Raw genomic sequence first — 21,828 nt, 5'->3', positions numbered from 1 at the left:
AATAACGGCACAATGATCAGTAGAGTAGCTGGGTGTCCTCCTGCGAAAATATGACCTTAAATAAAGAGGAGTTTGTTATGTCTGACGTTTTCCACCTTGGCCTGACCAAAAAAGATTTAAACGGCGCGACGCTGGCTATCGTTCCTGGTGATCCTGAGCGCGTCGAGAAGATCGCCAATTTGATGGAGAACCCAGTACATCTGGCTTCTCATCGTGAATTTACCTCATGGCGCGCCGAAATTGATGGCAAATCTGTCATCGTCTGTTCTACGGGTATCGGCGGTCCATCGACCTCTATTGCAGTAGAAGAGCTGGCTCAACTGGGTATCCGTACTTTCCTGCGCGTGGGGACGACCGGTGCGATTCAGCCACACATTAATGTGGGTGACGTACTGGTGACCACCGCAGCCGTGCGCCTGGATGGTGCAAGCCTGCACTTCGCGCCGCTGGAATTCCCGGCAGTAGCCGACTTCACCTGTACCACCGCACTGGTTGCTGCGGCGAAGGCCGTTGGCGCAGAAACTCACATCGGTGTGACCGCATCTTCTGACACCTTCTATCCGGGTCAGGAACGTTATGACACTTACTCCGGCCGCGTGGTTCGTCGCTTTAAAGAGTCGATGAAAGAGTGGCAGGAAATGGGCGTCATGAACTATGAAATGGAATCTGCGACACTGCTGACCATGTGTGCAAGCCAGGGCCTGCGTGCTGGTATGGTGGCGGGCGTTATCGTCAACCGTACCCAGCAAGAAATTCCGAATGCCGAGACGATGAAAAAAACCGAAAGTCATGCGGTGAAGATTGTCGTAGAGGCAGCACGCCACCTGATCTAAAGGCCGCGGCGTTGCTTTTGCTTTTACTTATTTATAAAGAGCTATAAAGCGTTATAAATGGCTATAACGGGCTACCTACGGGGGCCCGTTTTTTTATCTCGCAACGCGAATCTGTTAAGGTCTGGGAATAGATAATTCCCGAAAAAGGACCTTTTATGACAGCAACCATCTTGCTTCACCCTTCATTGACGCCTCTTGAAGGTGGTGTTAACTTTCGCGAATTAGGGGGCAACACCGCCGCCGATGGACGCCGCATTAAACGCGGCTGGTTGTACCGCTCCGGCTCACTTGATGCACTGACGGCGAAAGATTGCGACTTCCTCAGCAAGGTCCCGGTCACGCATATCCTCGACTATCGTGATGCCGATGAAGTTGCTGCAAAACCTGATGTACTCTGGCACGGTGCTCAGTATTACCACGCACCAGCCAACCCGCTGAGCAACGAGGTTAACGCCAATCTCGAGAAATTGACCGAGCACACTATCAATGCTTTTGACCCTGAAGCCTTTATGTTGGAGCTTTATCGCCGGTTACCCTTCAATAATTCGGCTTATCAGCAACTGGCAATCCTGCTGATGCAACCGGGTGGTGGTGCTATTGTCCAGCACTGTGCAGTGGGTAAGGACCGCACGGGAATGGGGGCTGCGCTGGTCCTTTTTGCATTGGGTGCAGACCGCAACACGGTGCTGGAAGATTACTTGCTCACTGACACCACGCTGGCGCCTTTTCGCGAGCAAATGCTTAATCAAATGTCCATCCAGCTCACCCCAAAAGCGCTGGCTAAATTTGCCTATGTTCTTTCTGTGCGCGAAGCGTTTATCGAAACTGCGCTAAAATCTATCGATGATTTGTACGGCTCCACCGATCTGTGGCTTGAAAAAGAGTACGGGTTGACAGCTGAGCAGCGTGGGAATCTGCGTGACCGTTATCTTGAGTAGCTCCGGATATCAAATCTCCACCCCTTTGATTAGCCAGCACGACTGGTTCTAAAGTACGTATTACGAGGAAGACTTTTGACCGTTAATGAAATTATTCACCTCACCACTGAGTTTGTGCGTGCGCATGAGGGCTGGGCTGTGCCGATTGTTTTTTTTCTGGCATTCGGTGAATCACTGGCATTTCTCTCTCTGCTGCTTCCCGCCACGGTGATTTTACTGGGCCTTGGGGCATTAATAGGTGAAAGCGGCATTTCTTTCTGGCCTATCTGGGCGGCGGCCGCGGCGGGTGCCTTCATCGGTGACTGGGTTTCTTACTGGGTTGGCGCACATTTCCAGGACCGGGTCGGTAATTTTTGGCCGCTTTCAAAGCATCCGCAGATGCTGGAACGCGGACATGCTTTCTTTGATAAATGGGGCATGGCCGGCGCCTTTATTGGTCGTTTCTTTGGCCCCCTTCGTGCCGTTGTACCTTTGGTTGCGGGCATTTGCGGTATGCCACAGCGTTATTTCCAAATAGCCAACTTTTCTTCTGCCTTGATATGGGCATTTGGGGTTCTGGCACCTGGCGCTTTTGGTATTCAATGGCTGAGCCGCTGGTTTTAATTTTGTGGTGATAAAAAATTTTGCACAAGAGGGCTGTGGGTGAGAAATCACGTCTTGCGAGACGTCTCGCAAAGTGCCAGAACGCCTTAAAATTGGCTGGACATCCATACAGCATCACATTACCGTGACCGCAATAATTGACTGAAATGGAGACTCCGTGGACCTCAGTATCCTATACCTGATGGGCGGCGGTTTGGCTGGCTTATTGTTGGGATGGCTTATTGTCAGCCTGCGCCAGCAGCGGCATCAGAGCGAGCATGAAACGCAGCACCGGTTGTTACAGCAGGCGCTGGAGCAGCAGAAAACGGAAAACGACGGACTGAAGGCAGAGCGCCAGCAGGCGCAGCAGCATATCCGTCAGGCCGAACTGGATCTGCGCAATTTACACAGTGAGCTGGCGGGCAACCGTGAAAAACTACAGGGCCTGGCGCATTGGCAGAGTGAGTGCGAACAGCTGAATCAGGAGTTGCGCGCCCAGCGTGAAATCAACAGCGCACAGGAAGCTGAACTGCGCGAAGTCGCAACCCGTCTCGATGAAACCCGTATGGCGGCCGAAGAAAAACAGCGACTGTTGATCAACAGTGAACAGCGGTTGACCAGCCAGTTTGAAAATCTGGCTAACCGGATTTTCGAGCACAACGGGCGCATGGCCGATGAGCAAAATAAACAAAGTCTGGATAAGTTATTGTTGCCACTGCGTGAACAGCTGGATGGTTTTCGCCGCCAGGTGCAGGACAGCTTTGGCCAGGAAGCGCGTGAACGGCATACTTTATCCCATGAAATTCGCAATCTTCAGCAATTGAACGAACAGATGGCGCGTGAAGCGATCAATCTCACCAAGGCGCTTAAAGGCGATAACAAAACTCAGGGTAACTGGGGGGAGGTTGTATTAAGCCGGGTTCTTGAAGCCTCCGGGCTGCGTGAGGGGCACGAATATCAAACTCAGGTCAGTGTGCAGGTTGATACCAATAGCCGCATGCAACCTGATGTTGTGGTAAGGCTGCCGCAAAATAAAGACGTTGTAATCGATGCCAAAATGACGCTGGTGGCTTACGAGCGCTATTTTAATAGCCAGGATGATACTGAGCGTGAGATCGCGTTGAACGAACATATTACGTCTGTTCGTGGTCATATTCGTCTACTGGGACGTAAAGATTATCAACAGTTACCTGGTCTACGCAGTCTCGACTATGTGCTGATGTTCATTCCGGTTGAACCCGCTTTTATGTTGGCTATCGACCGTGAGCCCGAATTGATAAGCGAAGCGCTTAAACACAATATTATGTTGGTCAGCCCGACGACCTTACTCGTGGCATTAAGAACCATAAGTAACCTGTGGCGCTATGAACATCAAAGTCAAAACGCCAAGCGTATCGCTGACCGGGCCGCGCGGCTCTATGATAAACTGCGCTTGTTCGTTGATGATATGGAGTCGATGGGGCAGAGCCTTGAAAAAGCGCAGGGCAGCTACCGTCTGGCGATGAACAAACTGACCCAGGGACGAGGTAACCTGATTGGCCAGGTCGAAGGTTTTCGTGCTCTGGGTGTTGAAGTTAAACGGCCCATCAGCCCCTCTTTGGCTGAGCAGGCAAGCGCTGAAGACCAGCAGGAAACCCCTCCTTCGTTCGAAGATACTTTGCCGCAAGAGGATCATGACCCTATGCAGGAAAACAATGATAGCGACGCTGGCCTGTTCCGTGAACGGCAATAGTCAGGTCTCATCTCCGTTGTTTCTCAGAGATTCGTCATGTGAATGTCTTTGGCGGTTGAATCACTATCTGTGATGGGGCTTTCACCGGGGTTCTGATACACTTTATCCAATAGTTTGACTGAATAAGTAGGCATAAATAATGGAAAAGCAGACGCAGGAAACCACTCATTTCGGTTTTCGTACCGTAGCCAAAGATGAAAAAGCGGAAATGGTGGCAGAAGTTTTCCACTCCGTTGCGGCCAAATATGACTTAATGAATGACCTGATGTCCTTCGGTATTCATCGTATTTGGAAGCGTTTTACCATCGACAGCAGCGGCGTTCGCCGCGGTCAGCGCGTTCTCGATTTAGCGGGTGGTACTGGCGATCTCACCGCTAAGTTCTCCCGTCTGGTCGGTGAAACGGGCGAAGTGGTGCTGGCAGATATTAATGATTCAATGCTGAAAATGGGTCGCGAAAAGCTACGTAATTTGGGCATTGTCGGCAACGTCAGCTATGTGCAGGCTAACGCTGAAGCGTTGCCATTCCCCGATAACTATTTTGATTGCATCACGATTTCATTCGGTTTACGTAATGTGACCGAAAAAGAAAAAGCGCTGCGTTCTATGTTCCGCGTGCTCAAACCGGGTGGCCGTTTACTGGTGCTAGAGTTCTCCAAACCACTGCTGAAACCGCTGAGCAAAGCGTACGACACTTATTCCTTCCACATTTTGCCGCGCATTGGTGAGCTGGTCGCGCAAGATGCGGAAAGCTATCGCTATCTCGCGGAGTCCATCCGTATGCATCCCGATCAGGAAACACTCAAAGGTATGATGACTGATGCGGGTTTCGACAATGTAACCTACAGCAATCTGACCGGCGGCATTGTCGCACTGCACCGTGGTTTTAAGTTCTGAGATGAGTATGCCGATGTTGTTGACGCCGTTACTGACTGCCGCGATTGAAACATCGCTGAATTATCTGCTGTTCAGAGACCGGAGTTTGAAAACTGCGCGAACCCGATTAGCGGGGAAAGTTTTGCGTGTGGAATTGCAAGAGCTGAGCTCTCCGCTGACGTTCATCTTCAGTGAGCAGAAAATTGATGTACTGGGACAGTGGGATGGGGCTGCGGATTGTACCGTTACGTCAAAACTATCGGTGTTGCAAAAACTACGTGATCGGCAGCAACTCTCTCCTTTGATGCGCAACGGTGAGCTCATTGTCGAAGGCGATATTTCAGTTGTCCAGCAGTTAGTCGCATTGTTTGATCTTGCTGAGTGGGAGCCCGCTGAACTTTTTGCGCCCTATATTGGCGACATTGCGGCACAGGGCTTTACCCAGGCTTTAGCGAGCAGTTTTCGCCTGGTACAAAATGGCCTGAAACGTCAGCAAAACTATCTGGCGCAAACACTAACGGAAGAGTGGAAACTGGCGCCGGGAACGCTCGAAGTGGTGTGGTTCAACGATGAAGTTTCTGCACTGGCCCGTGAACTTGATGCACTGGATAAACGTTTCAATAGGCTGGAGGATACGCCATGACTCCAGGTGAAATGCGACGCCTGTACCTGATTATTCGCATGTTTTTGACCTACGGTCTTGACGAGCTGATTCCTAAAATTCGTTTAACGTTGCCATTACGTCTGGGTAGGTATCTGTTTTTCTGGTTACCGCATCGCCACAAAGATAAACCCCTTGGCACTCGCTTACGTTTGGCACTGGAGCAACTTGGCCCTGTGTGGATCAAGTTCGGTCAGATGCTGTCTACGCGCCGTGATCTTTTTCCGCCGCATATAGCCGACCAGTTGGCGTTATTGCAAGATCAAGTCGCGCCTTTCGACGGTGCGCTGGCTCGCAAGCAAATTGAACAGGCGTTAGGTGGCCCGCTGGAAACCTGGTTTGATGAATTTGATCAGACGCCTCTGGCGTCTGCCTCTATTGCACAGGTACATACTGCCATTCTAAAAGAGAACGGCAAGCCTATCGTACTCAAAGTGATTCGCCCTGATATTTTGCCGATCATCAAAGCTGATATTCGGCTGATGTCGCGCCTGGCCGGCTGGGTGCCAATATTGCTCCCAGATGGTCGTCGTCTAAAACCCCGCGAAGTGGTGCGGGAATATGAAAAAACGCTGCTTGATGAACTGAATCTTCTGCGTGAGTCTGCCAATGCGATCCAGCTGCGCCGCAATTTCACGGGTAGCTCGATGTTATATATTCCAGAAGTTTACCCGGATTATTGCAGCGAGCGGCTGATGGTGATGGAGCGTATTTATGGTATTCCTGTTTCTGACGTGAAAGCGCTGGAAAAACAGGGCACCAATATGAAATTACTGGCTGAACGCGGTGTCCAGGTGTTCTTTACTCAGGTCTTTCGTGACAGTTTCTTTCATGCGGACATGCATCCGGGCAATATTTTCGTCAGCTATGAAACGCCTGAAGACCCTTGCTACATAGGCATTGATTGCGGCATAGTTGGTTCACTGAACAAAGACGACAAGCGTTATCTCGCTGAGAACTTCATCGCCTTTTTCAACCGCGATTACCGCAAAGTTGCTGAGTTGCATGTCGATTCAGGTTGGGTTCCCCGTGATACCAATGTTGAAGAGTTTGAGTTCGCCATTCGAACCGTCTGCGAACCTATATTTGAGAAACCTTTAGCAGAAATCTCCTTTGGTAACGTGCTGTTAAATCTGTTTAACACCGCTCGTCGCTTTAATATGGAGGTACAGCCTCAGTTAGTGCTGCTACAAAAAACACTGTTATACGTTGAGGGGTTGGGGCGTCAGCTTTACCCTCAGCTTGATCTCTGGACTACAGCAAAACCGTTCCTTGAAAGCTGGGTTAAAGATCAGGTCGGTTTGCCCGCGATGCTGCGTGCGTTTAAAGAGAAGGCGCCTTTCTGGATTGAGAAAATGCCTGAGATTCCCGATCTAATTTACCAGAGCCTGCATCAGCATAAGCTTTTGCAATACAACATCGAGAAGCTGTCTTCGCAGATGCAGCATCAGGGAGCACGTCAGGGGCAGTCACGATATCTTTTCGGTATTGGTGCAACTCTTCTGCTTAGCGGTACAATCCTGCTGATCGGACAAGTTGAAGTTTATCCCGCGTGGCTGATGGCAGCAGGCGTGGCTGCCTGGCTCATTGGCTGGAGACGCAGCAGCTGATCGCTACAGCTTTGAGAACGATTTAACGTATCAAAATCGAGTGTCGCGTTTGGCGGCAATGGACATAGTCTCTTTCATATTGAGGTGAAGATAATGGGTGGCATTAGCATTACACAACTTCTGATCATTGCGGTGATCGTGGTCTTGCTGTTCGGTACTAAGAAACTGCGCAGTTTGGGTTCCGATTTGGGTTCTTCAATTAAAGGCTTCAAAAAAGCCATGGGCGATGAAGATACTGCGAGCAAAGTACATAAAGAAAATGACACTACCGGCGCTGACGCTGATTTCACGGCTAAACCTCTTGAGGTTAAACCAGAAGTTAAAGCGGAAGAAACCAAGAGCCCAAACAAAGAGCAGGTATAAGCCGTGTTCGACATAGGATTTAGTGAACTGTTGCTGGTGTTGGTGATTGGTCTGGTTGTGCTTGGACCCGAGCGTTTACCAGTGGCCGTCAGAACAGTTGCAGGCTGGATCCGTGCGCTACGCGCCATGGCGGCTTCGGTACAGAATGAGTTATCGCAAGAACTGAAACTTCAGGAGTTGCAGGATAGCCTTAAGAAAGCTGAAGAGTCTGGCCTTAAGAATTTGACGCCAGAAATCAAAGCTTCTATGGACGAGTTGAAAGAGGCTGCGGAGTCAATGAAGCGATCTTTTACCGCCGAGCCTGATGCGTCAGCTAAAGCGGTTGAAAGCGCAACGTCTGAAGGCAATACCATTCATAATCCTGTGGTCCAGGAAGCTGAAGCTTTGCATGACGAAGGTATTTCTCCCGCCACTGCCAGCCATGTAGCCACTTCACCAGCGCAAGCTCCACAAAATGCTGTGGAAGCGGCTCTCGCGTCGAGCAAACCTGTTCATCAGGCTGAAGCTGTTGTCGAAGCCTATGCTGACTCTGCGCCTTTCAATGAATCTGTGCAGGGTAACGAGCTGCGGACTGCTGATCATGAAGCTAATGTTATTGACACCCCAACTCCGACGGGTGAATCAGTACCAGCGGTAAAACCAACCCCATCGACTCATTCTACAGGCGAACGTTAAAATATGGCTGTTGAAGATACCCAACCGCTTATCAGCCATCTGATAGAACTGCGTAAGCGCCTTCTCAACTCCATCATCTGTATTGTGGTGGTGTTCCTTGCATTGGCCTATTTTTCCAATGATATCTACTATCTGGTCTCTGCTCCGTTAATCAAGCAAATGCCGCTTGGGGCAAGCATGATTGCCACCGATGTAGCATCGCCATTCTTTACCCCAATCAAGTTGACGATGATTGTTTCGGTGTTTGCTTCTGCGCCGTTTATTCTTTATCAGGTATGGGGTTTTGTGGCCCCTGCGCTCTATAAGCACGAACGCCGTCTGATGATGCCGTTGCTTTTCTCCAGCTCGTTGCTGTTTTATCTGGGCATGGCGTTCGCCTATTTTGTGGTGTTTCCGCTTGCGTTTGCCTTCTTTGCTAAAACAGCACCTGTTGGTGTGCAAATTGCGACGGATATTAATAACTATCTCGATTTCGTCATGGCGTTGTTTATGGCGTTCGGCGTGTCATTTGAAGTGCCGATCGCTATTGTGTTGTTGTGCTGGAGTGGTGTAACAACGCCGGAAGATTTGAAGAAAAAACGTCCTTATGTTTTGGTAGGTGCGTTCGTGGTCGGCATGTTGTTGACGCCTCCTGACGTTTTTTCGCAAACATTATTGGCTATTCCGATGTACTTTCTGTTTGAAATTGGCGTTTTCTTTGCCCGTTTTTATGTCGGTAAGCGGCGCCGCTCCGACGTTGATGCTGAAGATGATGAGCAGGATCAGGCTTCCTGATAGTGTCATTGAAGTGAAAAACCGCCCTGTTGGGCGGTTTGTGTTTTAGGACCCGGTATGTTTGAAATTGGTGTAAACCTTACGAGTAATCAGTTCGATAAAGATCGTCTGCAGGTGGTAGAACGCGCACGTACTGCGGGGCTGTCCGGCATGTTGATCACCGGAACATCTGCGAATGAAAGTATTGAAGCCGCGCTACTTGCTGCACAATATCCGCAGTTCTGCTGGTCTACTGCGGGTGTGCATCCCCATCAGGCGAGTAGCTGGAACAACGAGGTCGAGCAGATCATCAGAACGTTGGCGGTCAGCCCCCAGGTTGTGGCAATCGGCGAATGTGGGTTGGATTTTAACCGGAATTGTTCTCCCGCAGATAAACAGGAAGAGGCTTTCAGTGCACAACTGGCGCTGGCTGCGGAACTCGAACTGCCTGTATTCCTGCACTGTCGTGACGCTCATCAGCGTTTTACCGACCTGCTGACACCATCGCTTAGTAAGCTTCCGGGCGCAGTGGTTCACTGTTTTACCGGTGATCAGCGGGAACTTGAATTATATCTATCGTTGGGACTATCTATCGGTATAACCGGATGGGTGTGCGATGAACGCCGAGGATTGGCGTTGCGCGAGATACTCGGACAGATACCTGCAGACCGGTTGCTGCTCGAAACTGACGCGCCTTATTTACTCCCTCGGGATATGCAGGACAAGCCAAAAAACTGTCGTAATGAGCCTGCTTTTTTAGCACATATCGTCAGTCAGGTTGCGCTTTGGCGCGGGGAAGATCCGGCATGGCTTGCGGAAAAAACCGAGAATAACGCGCGTGCGCTGTTTGGCTTATAGCGCCGGATACAATAAAGGCACCTTAACGGATACAATAAAGGCACCTTAACGGGTGCCTTTGCTTTACGTGAAAACGCTATGCATCAGGAGATGATGAGCTCAACTACCCATCAAATTTTCTGGAAATGTGTGTTATCGAGGCTTTGTTTAACCCGTTGATTGATAAGATTGAGCAACAATAACGAGCGGGCTTCGCCATCGGGTTCGGTATAAATGGCTTCGAACCCTTCAAAGATACCCTGAGTAATGACCACCATATCACCATTGTACGGAGTTTGCGGATCGCGCACTTCTGGCATGGGTTGAGTCATTAGTTGTTGGATAACATCCGGCTGTACCGTTGCCAGATGCGGGCCAAAGCGCACAAAATGGCTGACACCACGCGTTGCGCTTATAGTCGTTGTGTGGATACGTTCGGGATCAAACTCAATAAACAGATAGTTTGGGAACAAAGGCTCACTAACCGGAGTCCTGCGGCCACGCAGCATTTTTTCCAGTGTGATCATAGGCGTTAAACAGTTAACCTGTTGACGCTCTAAATGTTCTTTAGCGCGAAGAAGTTGCCCGCGTTTGCAATATAATAGGTACCAGGATTCCATAGTCTCACACGCCTTCAAGCCTAGCCGTGAAGCATACCAAAAGTGGCAGGTGATAAACAGACGGGCGGGTGGGCGAGTGCAAAAGCTTATCAAAGCACTAGATAAATCTAACGATAATACGGAGAGGCGTTATGGAGTTGCTCTTGCTGAGTAACGGCAAGCTGTCAGGGGAGTCCGCTCTGTTAGGCTATGCCAATGAACATATTCAGGCGATGTTTAAAGCCCGTAATATTAGTTCTGCTGTTTTGATCCCTTATGCCCTAATCCGCAGCGACTATGACGCCCGCGCGCAAAACCTTGAAGACGCGCTTGGCATAAAAGTTAGCAGTATTCACCATGCAAAGTCACTTTCCGAAGCTATCGAACAGGCGCAGTGCATTTTGATAAGCGGTGGGAATACCTGGATGCTGAATCAGCTGTTGCATGAGAATGGATTGATCGTCCCCATTCAGCGCGCCGTGCGTGAACGCAATGTGCCGTATATCGGCTGGAGTGCAGGTTGTAACGTCGCTACGCCAAGTATTCGCACTACCAATGATATGCCGGTGAGAAATTCAGTGGTGCTGCCTTCCCTTGGCTTGTTCCCGGTGCAAATCAATCCGCATTACATTGATGCACATCTCAGTGGGCACATGGGCGAAACCCGCGACGAACGCATTGCCGAGTTTTGCGCTGTTAACCCGAGCGAGTCAGTCATTGCGCTGCGCGAAGGTAGTCTGCTGCAGGTCTCTGGTAATGATCTTAGCTACTTCAGTGCCAAAGAGCAGGGCTTTAAAGTTTTCCGTCACGGCCAGGAAATTCAGGAGTACCAGGACACTCAGGCGCTGAGTTCCCTGGTCCCGTTTAACTGCCAATAGTAAAAATGTTTACCTTTTCGCATCGTCAGCCCAATCGGAAACCGGGCTGACGGTTACACTGTTTTTTCATTACCAGTATTGACTTACTGGTAATGAAAGGCAGCAACAACTCTGGAGAGAACCTAAAATGCTCTCCACCAATTTGGCGATAAAAATCAGTATGAAATACCGTGATTTACGTGATTTTCTCTCATTACTTGAAAAGAGAGGCGAACTGAAACGCATTACTCAGCCTGTCGATACCTATCTGGAAATGACCGAAATTGCTGACCGCACCCTGCGTGCCGGTGGCCCCGCGCTATTGTTTGAAAACCCCAAGGGTTACGATATGCCGGTGCTGTGCAATTTGTTCGGTACGCCTGAACGCGTTGCGTTGGGAATGGGGCAGGAAGATGTCAGTGCGCTGCGTGAAGTTGGCGAATTGCTGGCGTTTCTGAAAGAGCCCGAGCCTCCGCGGGGATTTCGTGATTTCTACGACAAAATGCCGAAGTTCAAGCAAGTGATGAATATGCCGACCAAGGTTCTGCACTCTGCGCCTTGTCAGGAGCTGGTTTGGGCAGGTGATGATGTTGATCTCACGCGCATTCCGGTTATGCACTGCTGGCCGGAAGATGCCGCACCGCTGATCACCTGGGGCCTGACTGTCACCCGTGGGCCGCACAAGCAGCGTCAGAATTTGGGAATTTATCGCCAGCAGGTTCTCGGTAAAAATAAAGTGATTATGCGTTGGTTATCTCATCGCGGCGGCGCGCTGGATTTCCAGGAGTGGTGTCAGCAAAACCCAGGCAAACCTTTTCCCGTATCTGTGGCGCTCGGCGCGGATCCGGCGACCATCCTCGGCGCGGTGACACCGGTACCGGATACGCTGTCGGAATATGCTTTTGCCGGTCTGTTGCGTGGGAATAAGACTGAAGTTGTAAAGTGTATTTCCAACGATCTTGAAGTCCCTGCCAGCGCTGAAATCGTGCTGGAAGGTTATATTGATCCGGCGGAACTGGCCCCAGAAGGCCCTTATGGCGATCACACGGGTTACTATAATGAAGTAGACAATTTCCCGGTGTTTACCATCACCCATATTACTCAGCGTAAAAACGCCATTTACCATTCCACCTACACGGGCCGACCGCCTGATGAACCTGCCGTGCTGGGCGTGGCGCTGAATGAAGTCTTTGTGCCGATTTTGAAGAAACAATTCCCGGAAATTGTGGATTTTTATCTTCCGCCTGAGGGTTGCTCCTACCGGCTTGCAGTCGTTACCATGAAGAAGCAGTATGCTGGTCATGCCAAGCGCGTAATGATGGGTGTTTGGTCATTCCTGCGGCAGTTTATGTACACTAAATTTGTGATTGTTTGTGATGATGACATTAATGCCCGCGACTGGAATGACGTGATCTGGGCAATAACGACTCGCATGGATCCAGCACGTGACACGGTGTTAGTTGAAAATACACCGATTGATTATCTCGACTTTGCTTCTCCGGTTTCCGGTTTGGGCTCGAAGATGGGTTTAGACGCCACCAATAAATGGCCGGGTGAAACGCAGCGCGAGTGGGGTCGTCCCATTGTGAAGGATCCCGCTGTGACTGCACGCGTTGATGCTATCTGGGATGAGCTTGCTATCTTTGCCGGTGATAAATACGCCAGTAAAGCGCCAACCTATAATAAAAGTGCAGACAGTGGCAGCGCGAAGAAATAACCGTGCCGCTGTTTTCCGCTTTGTTTTGATGACCCACAGAGGGAACGCATGACAACATTGAGCTGTAAAGTAACCTCGGTTGAGGCCATTACTGATACGGTGTATCGGGTTCGGTTATTGCCAGAAGCCCCTTTTTCTTTCCGCCCTGGTCAGTATTTGATGGTGGTGATGGACGAGCGCGATAAGCGCCCATTCTCACTGGCTTCTACACCCGCTGAGAGCGGAATGATTGAGCTGCATATTGGCGCTTCAGAGTTGAACCTATACGCCATGGCGGTGATGGATCGTATCCTGAAAGAGCAAAATATCACCGTGGATATTCCGCATGGTGATGCCTGGCTGCGTGATGATGGTGATCGCCCACTGGTGTTGATCGCAGGTGGCACCGGTTTCTCTTACGTGCGTTCAATTCTGGTGGCCGCCCTTGAGCAGCAGCCGGATCGTGATATTTCCATTTATTGGGGCGGTCGCGAACTTAAACATCTTTATGATTTGGGCGAACTGGAAGCGCTGAGCGTGAATCATCCAAATCTGAAGGTGATCCCAGTGGTTGAACAGCCAGAAGAGGGCTGGCAGGGACGAAGTGGTACCGTTCTAAGTGCTGTGTTGCAGGACTTTTCGTCACTTGCGAGCCACGACATCTATATCGCAGGGCGTTTTGAGATGGCTAAGATTGCCCGCGAACGTTTTGTGGCAGAACGTGGGGCGTTAGAAGACCGTATGTATGGTGATGCTTTTTCCTTCATTTAAATGCTGCCAATTATTTAAATACTGCCAATAAGAAAACCGCCCTGATGGGCGGTAAAACGGTAAATAAACACAATAATAAGAAGCAGATTGAAAGCGGGCAGATACTGGTTTTTTACGCGCGATCAGACTCTCTCGAAAACAGTCGCAATCCCCTGTCCCAGTCCTATACACATTGTCGCTACGCCAAACTGCACATCGCGACGCTCCATCAGGTTAAGTAGTGTGGTGGAGATGCGTGAGCCGGAACAGCCGAGCGGGTGGCCTAATGCAATGGCGCCGCCGTTGAGATTAATGCGCTCCTCCATGGTTTCCAACAGCCCCAGATCTTTCGCGCAAGGCAGAGCCTGTGCGGCAAAAGCTTCGTTCAGTTCAAACAAACCAATATCTTGCACGCTCAGTCCGGCACGTTTCAATGCAAGACGGGTCGCTGGCACCGGGCCATATCCCATAATTGAGGGATCGCAGCCGACGACAGCCATCGCTCTGATACGAGCACGGGCTTTTAAACCCAATGATTTAGCCTTCGACTCGCTCATGATCAGCATGGCAGAAGCGCCGTCAGAGAGAGCCGACGAGCTACCGGCGGTCACCGTACCGTTGACCGGGTCGAATGCCGGGCGTAAAGCGGATAGGGTAGCGACGGTAGTTTCAGGGCGGATCACTTCATCATAATTGTAATTTGTCAGCACACCATCGGCGTTATGACCATCGGTGGGGACAATTTCATTAGCGAAGTATCCGGCGATGGTTGCTGCGTGTGCTCGCTGGTGTGAGCGTGCGGCAAACTCGTCCTGCATTTCGCGGCTGATCTGGTGCATTTTTGCCAGCATTTCTGCTGTCAGTCCCATCATGCCTGCGGCTTTTGCCACTGTACGGCTGAGGCCCGGATGGAAATCCACTCCGTGGCTCATGGGCACGTGGCCCATATGCTCCACGCCACCAATCAAGCCGATGTGTGTATCGCCGACCATAATGGCGCGAGCTGCGTCATGCAGGGCCTGCATTGAAGAACCACACAGACGATTCACTGTAGTCGCAGGTACGCTATGCGGAATTTCCGCCAGAAGCGCGGCATTGCGGGCAATATTGAAGCCTTGCTCCAGGGTTTGCTGAACGCAGCCCCAGTAAATATCGTCAATCTCTTTTGGATCCAGCCCTGGATTTCGGGTCAGAATGGCGCGCATCAGGTGAGCGGATAAATCCTCTGCGCGTACGTTACGGAATGCCCCGCCTTTTGAACGGCCCATTGGTGTGCGTACGGCGTCAACAATGACTACGTTTTCCATGATTTCGCTCCTTATGCCTCTGTACCGGTGTTGAGATCTTCCAGCGGTGCAGCGACTGGATAATAGGTGTCATTGGTTTTGGCTTTTGCGCACAACCCATCAGGTGCATGATACAGCGCGCCAAGGTGCATATATTGCTCAGTCAGTTTCAGGTAAGCCGCAGTACCCAGCGTATCGAGATAGCGGAACGCGCCGCCGTGGAACGGTGGGAAACCAATACCATAAACCAGCGCCATATCGGCCTCGGCCGGACTGGCGACAATGCCCTCTTCCAGACAACGCACAACTTCGTTAATCATCGGGATCATCATGCGGGCAATGATATCTTCTGGTGTGAATTCGGTCTTTTTGGCGCCATTGTCAGCCAGTAGTTTATCAACCTGATCGTCATTCTCTTTACGCGGTTTCCCTTTGCTGTCTTCGCTGTAACGGTAGAAGCCGAGCTGGTTCTTCTGGCCGAAGCGCTGGCTGTCAAACAAAACGTCGACGGCATCGCGATACTCTTTCGCCATGCGATCCGGGAAACCGGCGGCCATAACGGCCTGCGCATGATGTGCGGTATCAATACCTACTACGTCGAGCAGATAGGCGGGCCCCATTGGCCAGCCAAACTGTTTTTCCATCACTTTGTCGATCTGGCGGAAATCTGCGCCATCTCGCAGTAACAAGCTGAATCCGGCGAAGTAGGGGAATAACACGCGGTTTACGAAGAATCCCGGGCAGTCGTTGACCACAATCGGCGTTTTACCCATGGTTAGCGCATAGGAAATGATACGTGACAGGGTTCTTTCCGAGGTCTTGGCACCCCGAACGATTTCGACCAGCGGCATACGGTGAACCGGGTTGAAGAAGTGCATGCCGCAGAAATTTTCAGGACGCTTCAGCGCAGCGGCTAATTGATTTATCGGAATGGTTGACGTGTTGGAGGCCAGCACGGTGTCGCTGTCCAGCAGCGCTTCGGCTTCTGCCAAAACGGCCGACTTTATTTTTGGATTCTCAACTACGGCTTCGACGACGATTTTAGCGCGCTCAATGCCGCTGTAACTCAGCGTCGGTTGAATGGTGGAGAGCACCTTCGCCATTTTCAGGCCATCAAGTTTACCGCGTTCCAGCTGTCTGTTGAGCAGTTTGGCGGCTTCGTCCATGCCCAGTGTCAGTGATTTTTCATTGATGTCTTTCATAATGACCGGCACACCTTTCAGCGCAGACTGATAGGCGATGCCGCCGCCCATGATCCCTGCGCCGAGAACGGCAGCCTGTGCGGTTTTCTCACTGTCACCCGCCATTTTTTTGGCTTTGCCTTTGACGAACTGATCGTTAAGAAAGATTCCAACTAGTGCGCGGGCTTCTTTAGATTGTGCGAGCGGAACGAAGCTGGCGGTTTCCAGTTTCAGGGCTTCGTCACGACCCAGTTTCGCTGCAGCCTCAATAGTTTTCACTGCGGTCATCGGTGCGGGGTAATGTTTTCCTGCCGTTTGCAGCACCATACTTTTGGCTACGCTGAAGCTCATCGTGGCTTCAATGATGCTGAGCTTCAGTGGCTGAAGCTTGGGGGCGCGGCGTGCCTGCCAATCCAGTTTACTTTCAATCGCCTGCTGCAACATGTTCAGCCCCGCGTCGCGGAGTGTGTCCGCAGCGACTACGGCATCCACCAGGCCGATTTTCAGCGCCTCTTTGCCACTGATGTCTTTACCCGCGGCAATAATCTCTAGTGCGCTGTCGGCACCGAGCAGACGCGGTAAACGTACCGAGCCACCAAAGCCCGGCATGATCCCCAGACGTGTTTCCGGCAGGCCGATGCGGGCATCTTGCGTAGCAATACGGAAATCCGTTGCCAGCACGCACTCACAGCCGCCACCCAGAGCATATCCTGCAATCGCGGAAAGAGTCGGCACCGGTAAATCTTCCAGACGATTAAAGATACTGTTAGCGAAATTCAGCCACTGATGCAGCTTTTCCGCCGGTGCATTAAACAGTGAAAGGAATTCGGTAATGTCGGCACCTACGATAAACGCCGGTTTTGCCGAACTTAACAGCAGTGCTTTAAGGTCTGCCTGTTTCTCCAGCACGCCGATTGCCTCGCCTAGACTGGCGACGGTGCGGGTGTCGAGTTTGTTAACCGAGCCGGGTGCATCAAACACCAGCTCGGCAATACCGTCGCGGAGCCAGTGCAGGTATAGAGTTTCGCCTTGGTAGAGCATGTGTCTCTCCTGAATCATCTTGGATGATCTGGTATGACCAGATGAACCGAGTGTGGTTTTTATGTTAATAATTTGCAAATGAGATGAGTGTAATTTGCTAGCAAGATCACAAACCTTCCGGGGCTACGACCCATGCGTGGCTGTGATAAGATGCAGCATCGTTGTGCAGGAAAAAGGAGTCTTTGATGGAATCGCTCTCTACGCTTTACAAAGAACACATTGCCACGCTGCAAGCGCGTGCACGTGAAATACTGCAACACAGCCAGCTCGATGCGTTATTGATTCACTCCGGTGAGTTGATGACCACCTTCCTCGATGACCACAGCTATCCGTTCAAGGTAAATCCCCAATTCAAAGCCTGGGTGCCCGTTACCAAAGTGCCCAATTGCTGGCTATGGGTAGATGGCGTTAACGCACCTAAACTCTGGTTCTATTCGCCGGTGGATTACTGGCACAGTGTTGAGTCTCTGCCGGATTCTTTCTGGACGGATGAAGTTGCACTCTCGCCGCTGGCGAAAGCTGATGAAATCAGGAATCAGCTGCCAGCTGATTTAAAACGAGTGGCCTATTTAGGTTCGAGTCAGGATCGCGCCCTGCAAATGGGCGTGCCGGCTGACAATATTAATCCTCAGAGCGTGCTGGATTACCTCCACTACCATCGTGCATACAAAACAGGCTATGAATTAGCCTGTATGCGTGAGGCGCAAAAGGTCGCCGTTAGCGGCCATCGCTCGGCACAGGAGGCATTCCTGTCTGGCATGGGCGAGTTCGATATTAACCTCGCTTACCTGACGGCCACCGGCCACCGTGATACCGATGTGCCTTATGACAACATTGTGGCGCTGAACGAACATGCTTCCGTGCTGCATTACACCAAACTTGATCATCAGCCGCCGTCTGAGATGCGTAGCTTCCTGATGGATGCCGGTGCCGAATATAACGGCTATGCCGCTGATATCACACGCACCTACGCGGGTAACCCTGACAGCGATTTTGCCGCGCTGGTGAAGGATTTAAACCAAGAAGAACTTGCGCTGATTGACTCCATAAAAGCCGGTGTGAGCTATACCGACTATCATGTCCAGATACATCACCGCATTGCCAAATTGCTCAAAGCGCACAAGCTGGTGGTGGATATTAGTGAAGAAGCCATGGTCGAGAAAAACCTGACCGGACCTTTCTTGCCGCATGGTCTTGGCCATCCGCTAGGGCTACAGGTTCATGATGTGGCGGGTTTTATGCAGGATGAGAAGGGCACGCATCTTGCGGCTCCGGCGCAGTATCCTTTCCTGCGTTGTACCCGCATTATCCAGCCGGGTATGGTTTTAACCATCGAACCGGGTCTCTATTTTATCGAATCTCTGCTGGCACCGTGGCGTGACGGCGAGTTCAGCAAGCATTTTGCGTGGGATCGTATCGAGGCGATGAAACCGTACGGCGGGATTCGCATCGAAGACAATATTGTCATTCACGATAATCATATTGAAAACATGACGCGTGATTTGAAACTTGCCTGATGCAGCCTTATCCGGTTCCCACTGAAGCTGGCAGTTTCAGTGAAGAAATAAAGAAAAGCCGTTTTATTACGCTGTTGGCGCCGACCGAAGGCATAGAAGCGGCTAAAGCTTTTATAAAGGATGTAAGAAATCAGCACCCGGCGGCGAGGCATCACTGCTGGGCGTTTGTAGCCGGAGCACCTGCGGATTCACAACAGTTCGGATTTTCTGATGATGGTGAACCCGCGGGAACGGCGGGAAAACCGATCCTCGGGCATTTGATGGGGAGTGGCGTCGGTGAGATAACCGCCGTGGTTGTGCGCTATTATGGCGGCATCATGTTGGGCACTGGCGGCCTGGTGAGAGCCTACGGTGGTGGTACTCAGCAGGCGTTGAAACAACTTATAGTTCATCAAAAAGTCCCATTTAAAGAATATAAGCTGCAATGTGATTATCCCCAGCTCGCGTTGGTAGAAAGTCTAATGCAGCAGGTTGGTGGGCAAATTCTGCATAGTGATTATGGTGCTGCTGTCGAGCTGCGTCTGGCCTTACCGGCCTTCGAGGCGGTGGCAATTATCATTCGTTTATATGATCTCAGTCGCGGCATGCTCCAATTGCAGCCGGCTTCATAAATTTTCATTCAATGGTTAATTCGCTGAGGAACGCGCCAGCATGCATTTTCGTGCCATAACACGCATTGTGGGGGTGCTCGTCATCCTGTTCTCTGGAACGATGATTATTCCCGGATTGGTTGCGCTGATTTATCGTGATGGCGCAGGGCGCGCATTCAGTCAGACGTTCTTTGTCGCACTGGCCATCGGTCTTTTCCTGTGGTTGCCGAACCGAAAACAGAAAAGTGAGCTTAAACCCCGCGAAGGCTTCCTGATTGTGGTGCTGTTCTGGACCGTATTGGGAAGCGTAGGTGCGCTGCCTTTTCTCTTCTCCGATCGGCCAAATCTGTCACTTACTGACGCCTTTTTTGAATCCTTCTCAGGCTTAACCACCACGGGTGCTACCACCCTTGTCGGTCTGGATTCATTGCCGAAAGCCATCCTGTTCTACCGCCAGATGCTGCAATGGTTTGGGGGAATGGGGATCATTGTGCTGGCTGTCGCTATTTTGCCTATTTTGGGCGTTGGGGGCATGCAGCTGTACCGCGCTGAAATGCCGGGACCGCTGAAAGATAACAAGATGCGGCCACGTATTGCCGAAACGGCGAAAACGCTGTGGCTGATCTATGTCCTGCTGACCATTGCCTGTGCGCTTTCGCTCTGGGGCGCAGGAATGTCGGTATTTGACGCAATAGCCCACAGTTTTTCAACGATTGCGATTGGCGGTTTCTCTACGCATGATGCCAGTATTGGCTATTACCATAGCGGTACGATTAACACCATTATCGCCGTTTTCCTGCTTATATCCGGCTGTAACTATGGTTTACACTTTGCCGTATTGAGTGGGCGCAATCTGAAGGTGTACTGGCGCGATCCGGAATTTCGCATGTTTATTGGTGTGCAGTTAACGTTAGTGGTGGTCTGTACGTCAGTGCTCTGGATGCATGATGTATACAGCTCTGGACTCGAAACGCTGAATCAGGCGTTCTTCCAGGTCGTGTCGATGGCTACCACGGCAGGTTATACCACCGACAGTATCTCCAAATGGCCGCTGTTCCTGCCTATCCTGCTGTTGTGTTCTGCATTTATCGGGGGTTGCGCAGGGTCTACCGGGGGCGGTCTGAAGGTGATTCGCATCCTGCTGCTTTATTTACAAGGGTCACGAGAGTTAAAACGTCTGGTTCATCCCAACGCGGTCTATACCATAAAGCTGGGTAATCGGGCGTTACCCGAACGTATTATCGAGGCGGTCTGGGGTTTCTTCTCGGCTTATGCTTTGGTGTTTATCATCAGCATGCTGGCTATTGTGGCAACGGGCGTGGATGACTTCTCAGCCTTTGCGGCCGTTACAGCGACGTTAAATAACCTTGGGCCGGGTCTGGGTGTCGTGGCTGACAACTTTGCGTCGATGAACTCTACGGCGAAATGGATCCTGATTGTTACGATGCTGTTTGGTCGACTGGAAGTGTTTACTTTACTGGTTCTGTTTACGCCGACCTTCTGGCGTGAATAATTAAGAACCTCATAAAAGAAAGGAACCTGTTATGAAAGCATTGGTGCTCTATTCAACGCGTGATGGGCAAACACATGCCATTGCGTCTTATATAGCGAATTGCATAAAAGAGAAGTGCGAGTGCGATGTGATTGATCTGGTACACGCGCAGCATGTTACGCTTTCTCAATACGATAAGGTGCTGGTGGGAGCGTCAATCCGCTACGGGCACTTCAATGCCGTGCTTGATAAATTCGTTGGACAGAATATTGAACAGCTTAATGGTATGGCATCGGCGTTCTTTGCGGTGAACCTTACTGCACGCAAACCTGAAAAACGTACGCCCCAGACTAACTCCTATGTACGTAAGTTTCTGCTGGCGACGCCGTGGAAGCCTGCGATGTGTGGTGTATTCGCCGGAGCACTTCGTTACCCGCGCTATAAGTGGATAGATAAGGTCATGATTCAGCTTATTATGCGTATGACCGGTGGCGAAACGGATACCAGTAAAGAAGTGGAATACACCGATTGGGAGCAAGTTAAGAAGTTTGCTGAGGATTTTGGCAAGTTATCGTACAAAAAACCGCTCTGATGCTGGATCTCTGGGCGTATTGTCCAAAAAAAAGACGGTCAGTAATTTATTTGAAATTAGGGGTTGCGGCCTTCTGAGAACTCCCTATAATGCGCCTCCACTGACCGGGAACAACGATTGCGAAGTCGCCTGATTGGGAAGAAAAAAGAAGAATGTTCGAATGAATAATCTCTTGACTCTTCAGCGGGAAAACGTAATATACGCCTCCCGCGCCGCATAAGATTCTTATCGGAACAGCGGCATGCTCTTTAACAATTTATCAGACAATCTGTGTGGGCACTCACAAGACGATATCAGCCACCTCGGTGGCAAAATAATATCAAGTCTTGAAGAGTGACCAAGCAGTAATTCATTTAGTTGAATTATTAC

The 21,828-nt window shown here is 50.8% G+C and carries 21 protein-coding genes; 18 read left to right on the top strand and 3 right to left on the bottom strand.

The genetic code is table 11. The features are described 5' to 3' along the window. Positions 1-77: 77 nt before the first annotated feature. The 11 genes from udp (at position 78) to tatD (ending at position 9,879) form a co-directional block, all read left to right on the top strand. Complete coding sequence (gene udp, locus ACMV8I_RS16375; protein ID WP_498866273.1) at positions 78-833, top strand: uridine phosphorylase; 756 nt, start codon at positions 78-80, stop codon at positions 831-833. A gap of 155 nt (positions 834-988) precedes the next feature. Further along, positions 989-1,771: a tyrosine-protein phosphatase gene (locus ACMV8I_RS16370; RefSeq protein WP_498866272.1), complete on the top strand. Its 783-nt coding sequence runs from the start codon at positions 989-991 to the stop codon at positions 1,769-1,771. 75 nt (positions 1,772-1,846) lie between these two features. After that, positions 1,847-2,374 carry a DedA family protein gene (locus ACMV8I_RS16365; RefSeq protein ID WP_498866271.1) on the top strand — a complete coding sequence of 176 codons (528 nt, stop codon included), beginning with the start codon at positions 1,847-1,849 and terminating at the stop codon, positions 2,372-2,374. Positions 2,375-2,531: 157 nt separating this feature from the next. Next, positions 2,532-4,085, top strand: a complete 1,554-nt coding sequence (gene rmuC, locus ACMV8I_RS16360; protein ID WP_498866270.1) for a DNA recombination protein RmuC — start codon at positions 2,532-2,534, stop codon at positions 4,083-4,085. Positions 4,086-4,224: 139 nt separating this feature from the next. Then, on the top strand, positions 4,225-4,980 hold the full coding sequence (gene ubiE, locus ACMV8I_RS16355) for a bifunctional demethylmenaquinone methyltransferase/2-methoxy-6-polyprenyl-1,4-benzoquinol methylase UbiE (RefSeq protein WP_498866269.1): 756 nt from the start codon (positions 4,225-4,227) through the stop codon (positions 4,978-4,980). 13 nt (positions 4,981-4,993) lie between these two features. Continuing rightward, positions 4,994-5,602 carry a ubiquinone biosynthesis protein UbiJ gene (ubiJ, locus tag ACMV8I_RS16350; RefSeq protein ID WP_498866268.1) on the top strand — a complete coding sequence of 203 codons (609 nt, stop codon included), beginning with the start codon at positions 4,994-4,996 and terminating at the stop codon, positions 5,600-5,602. Beyond that, positions 5,599-7,230 carry a ubiquinone biosynthesis regulatory protein kinase UbiB gene (ubiB, locus tag ACMV8I_RS16345; protein ID WP_498866267.1) on the top strand — a complete coding sequence of 544 codons (1,632 nt, stop codon included), beginning with the start codon at positions 5,599-5,601 and terminating at the stop codon, positions 7,228-7,230. Before ubiJ ends, ubiB begins: the two co-directional genes overlap by 4 nt. A gap of 93 nt (positions 7,231-7,323) precedes the next feature. Beyond that, on the top strand, positions 7,324-7,593 hold the full coding sequence (gene tatE / locus ACMV8I_RS16340; RefSeq protein WP_498866266.1) for a twin-arginine translocase subunit TatE: 270 nt from the start codon (positions 7,324-7,326) through the stop codon (positions 7,591-7,593). A gap of 3 nt (positions 7,594-7,596) precedes the next feature. Continuing rightward, a complete protein-coding gene (gene tatB, locus ACMV8I_RS16335; protein WP_498866265.1) occupies positions 7,597-8,268 on the top strand; it encodes a Sec-independent protein translocase protein TatB in 672 nt (223 codons plus the stop codon). Positions 8,269-8,271: 3 nt separating this feature from the next. Continuing rightward, positions 8,272-9,042 carry a Sec-independent protein translocase subunit TatC gene (tatC, locus tag ACMV8I_RS16330; protein ID WP_498866264.1) on the top strand — a complete coding sequence of 257 codons (771 nt, stop codon included), beginning with the start codon at positions 8,272-8,274 and terminating at the stop codon, positions 9,040-9,042. Between the two features lie 57 nt (positions 9,043-9,099). Next, positions 9,100-9,879, top strand: coding sequence for a 3'-5' ssDNA/RNA exonuclease TatD (gene tatD / locus ACMV8I_RS16325; RefSeq protein ID WP_498866263.1), 780 nt, complete (start codon positions 9,100-9,102; stop codon positions 9,877-9,879). Positions 9,880-9,989: 110 nt separating this feature from the next. On the opposite strand, the gene rfaH is transcribed toward tatD, so the two are convergent. Further along, entirely contained in the window at positions 9,990-10,478 is a 489-nt protein-coding gene (gene rfaH, locus ACMV8I_RS16320) for a transcription/translation regulatory transformer protein RfaH (RefSeq protein ID WP_498866262.1), read from the bottom strand. A 131-nt stretch (positions 10,479-10,609) separates the two neighbouring features. Here rfaH and pepE point away from each other — a divergent pair, with 131 nt between their 5' ends. The 3 genes from pepE to fre all read left to right on the top strand — a co-directional run bounded on the left by pepE (position 10,610) and on the right by fre (position 13,781). Then, positions 10,610-11,335, top strand: coding sequence for a dipeptidase PepE (gene pepE, locus ACMV8I_RS16315; RefSeq protein WP_498866261.1), 726 nt, complete (start codon positions 10,610-10,612; stop codon positions 11,333-11,335). Between the two features lie 160 nt (positions 11,336-11,495). After that, positions 11,496-13,031 carry a 4-hydroxy-3-polyprenylbenzoate decarboxylase gene (gene ubiD / locus ACMV8I_RS16310; RefSeq protein ID WP_498866372.1) on the top strand — a complete coding sequence of 512 codons (1,536 nt, stop codon included), beginning with the start codon at positions 11,496-11,498 and terminating at the stop codon, positions 13,029-13,031. A 48-nt stretch (positions 13,032-13,079) separates the two neighbouring features. Beyond that, the gene (fre, locus tag ACMV8I_RS16305) at positions 13,080-13,781 is read left to right on the top strand and encodes an NAD(P)H-flavin reductase (RefSeq protein ID WP_498866260.1); all 702 of its coding nucleotides are present in this window, start codon (positions 13,080-13,082) and stop codon (positions 13,779-13,781) included. Positions 13,782-13,903: 122 nt separating this feature from the next. On the opposite strand, the gene fadA is transcribed toward fre, so the two are convergent. Next, on the bottom strand, positions 13,904-15,067 hold the full coding sequence (fadA, locus tag ACMV8I_RS16300) for an acetyl-CoA C-acyltransferase FadA (RefSeq protein WP_498866259.1): 1,164 nt from the start codon (positions 15,065-15,067) through the stop codon (positions 13,904-13,906). Positions 15,068-15,078: 11 nt separating this feature from the next. Beyond that, positions 15,079-17,268 carry a fatty acid oxidation complex subunit alpha FadB gene (gene fadB, locus ACMV8I_RS16295; protein ID WP_498866258.1) on the bottom strand — a complete coding sequence of 730 codons (2,190 nt, stop codon included), beginning with the start codon at positions 17,266-17,268 and terminating at the stop codon, positions 15,079-15,081. A gap of 185 nt (positions 17,269-17,453) precedes the next feature. On the opposite strand from fadB, the gene pepQ reads away from it, so the two are divergent. From pepQ to hemG, 4 genes are read left to right on the top strand one after another with little or no spacing between them, the layout of a single operon-like run. Beyond that, on the top strand, positions 17,454-18,785 hold the full coding sequence (gene pepQ / locus ACMV8I_RS16290; protein ID WP_498866257.1) for a Xaa-Pro dipeptidase: 1,332 nt from the start codon (positions 17,454-17,456) through the stop codon (positions 18,783-18,785). Next, positions 18,785-19,396, top strand: a complete 612-nt coding sequence (locus tag ACMV8I_RS16285) for an IMPACT family protein (RefSeq protein ID WP_498866256.1) — start codon at positions 18,785-18,787, stop codon at positions 19,394-19,396. Before pepQ ends, ACMV8I_RS16285 begins: the two co-directional genes overlap by 1 nt. Before the next feature lie 40 nt (positions 19,397-19,436). Continuing rightward, the gene (trkH, locus tag ACMV8I_RS16280) at positions 19,437-20,888 is read left to right on the top strand and encodes a Trk system potassium transporter TrkH (protein ID WP_498866255.1); all 1,452 of its coding nucleotides are present in this window, start codon (positions 19,437-19,439) and stop codon (positions 20,886-20,888) included. A 31-nt stretch (positions 20,889-20,919) separates the two neighbouring features. Then, positions 20,920-21,459 carry a menaquinone-dependent protoporphyrinogen IX dehydrogenase gene (gene hemG, locus ACMV8I_RS16275; RefSeq protein WP_498866254.1) on the top strand — a complete coding sequence of 180 codons (540 nt, stop codon included), beginning with the start codon at positions 20,920-20,922 and terminating at the stop codon, positions 21,457-21,459. The last annotated feature ends 369 nt before the right edge of the window (positions 21,460-21,828 follow it).

Source organism: Ewingella sp. S1.OA.A_B6 (assembly GCF_049889095.1).
Lineage (GTDB): Bacteria > Pseudomonadota > Gammaproteobacteria > Enterobacterales > Enterobacteriaceae > Ewingella.
Note: the sequence above shows the minus strand (reverse complement) of the source record. Positions and strands in the feature narration are given on the sequence as shown.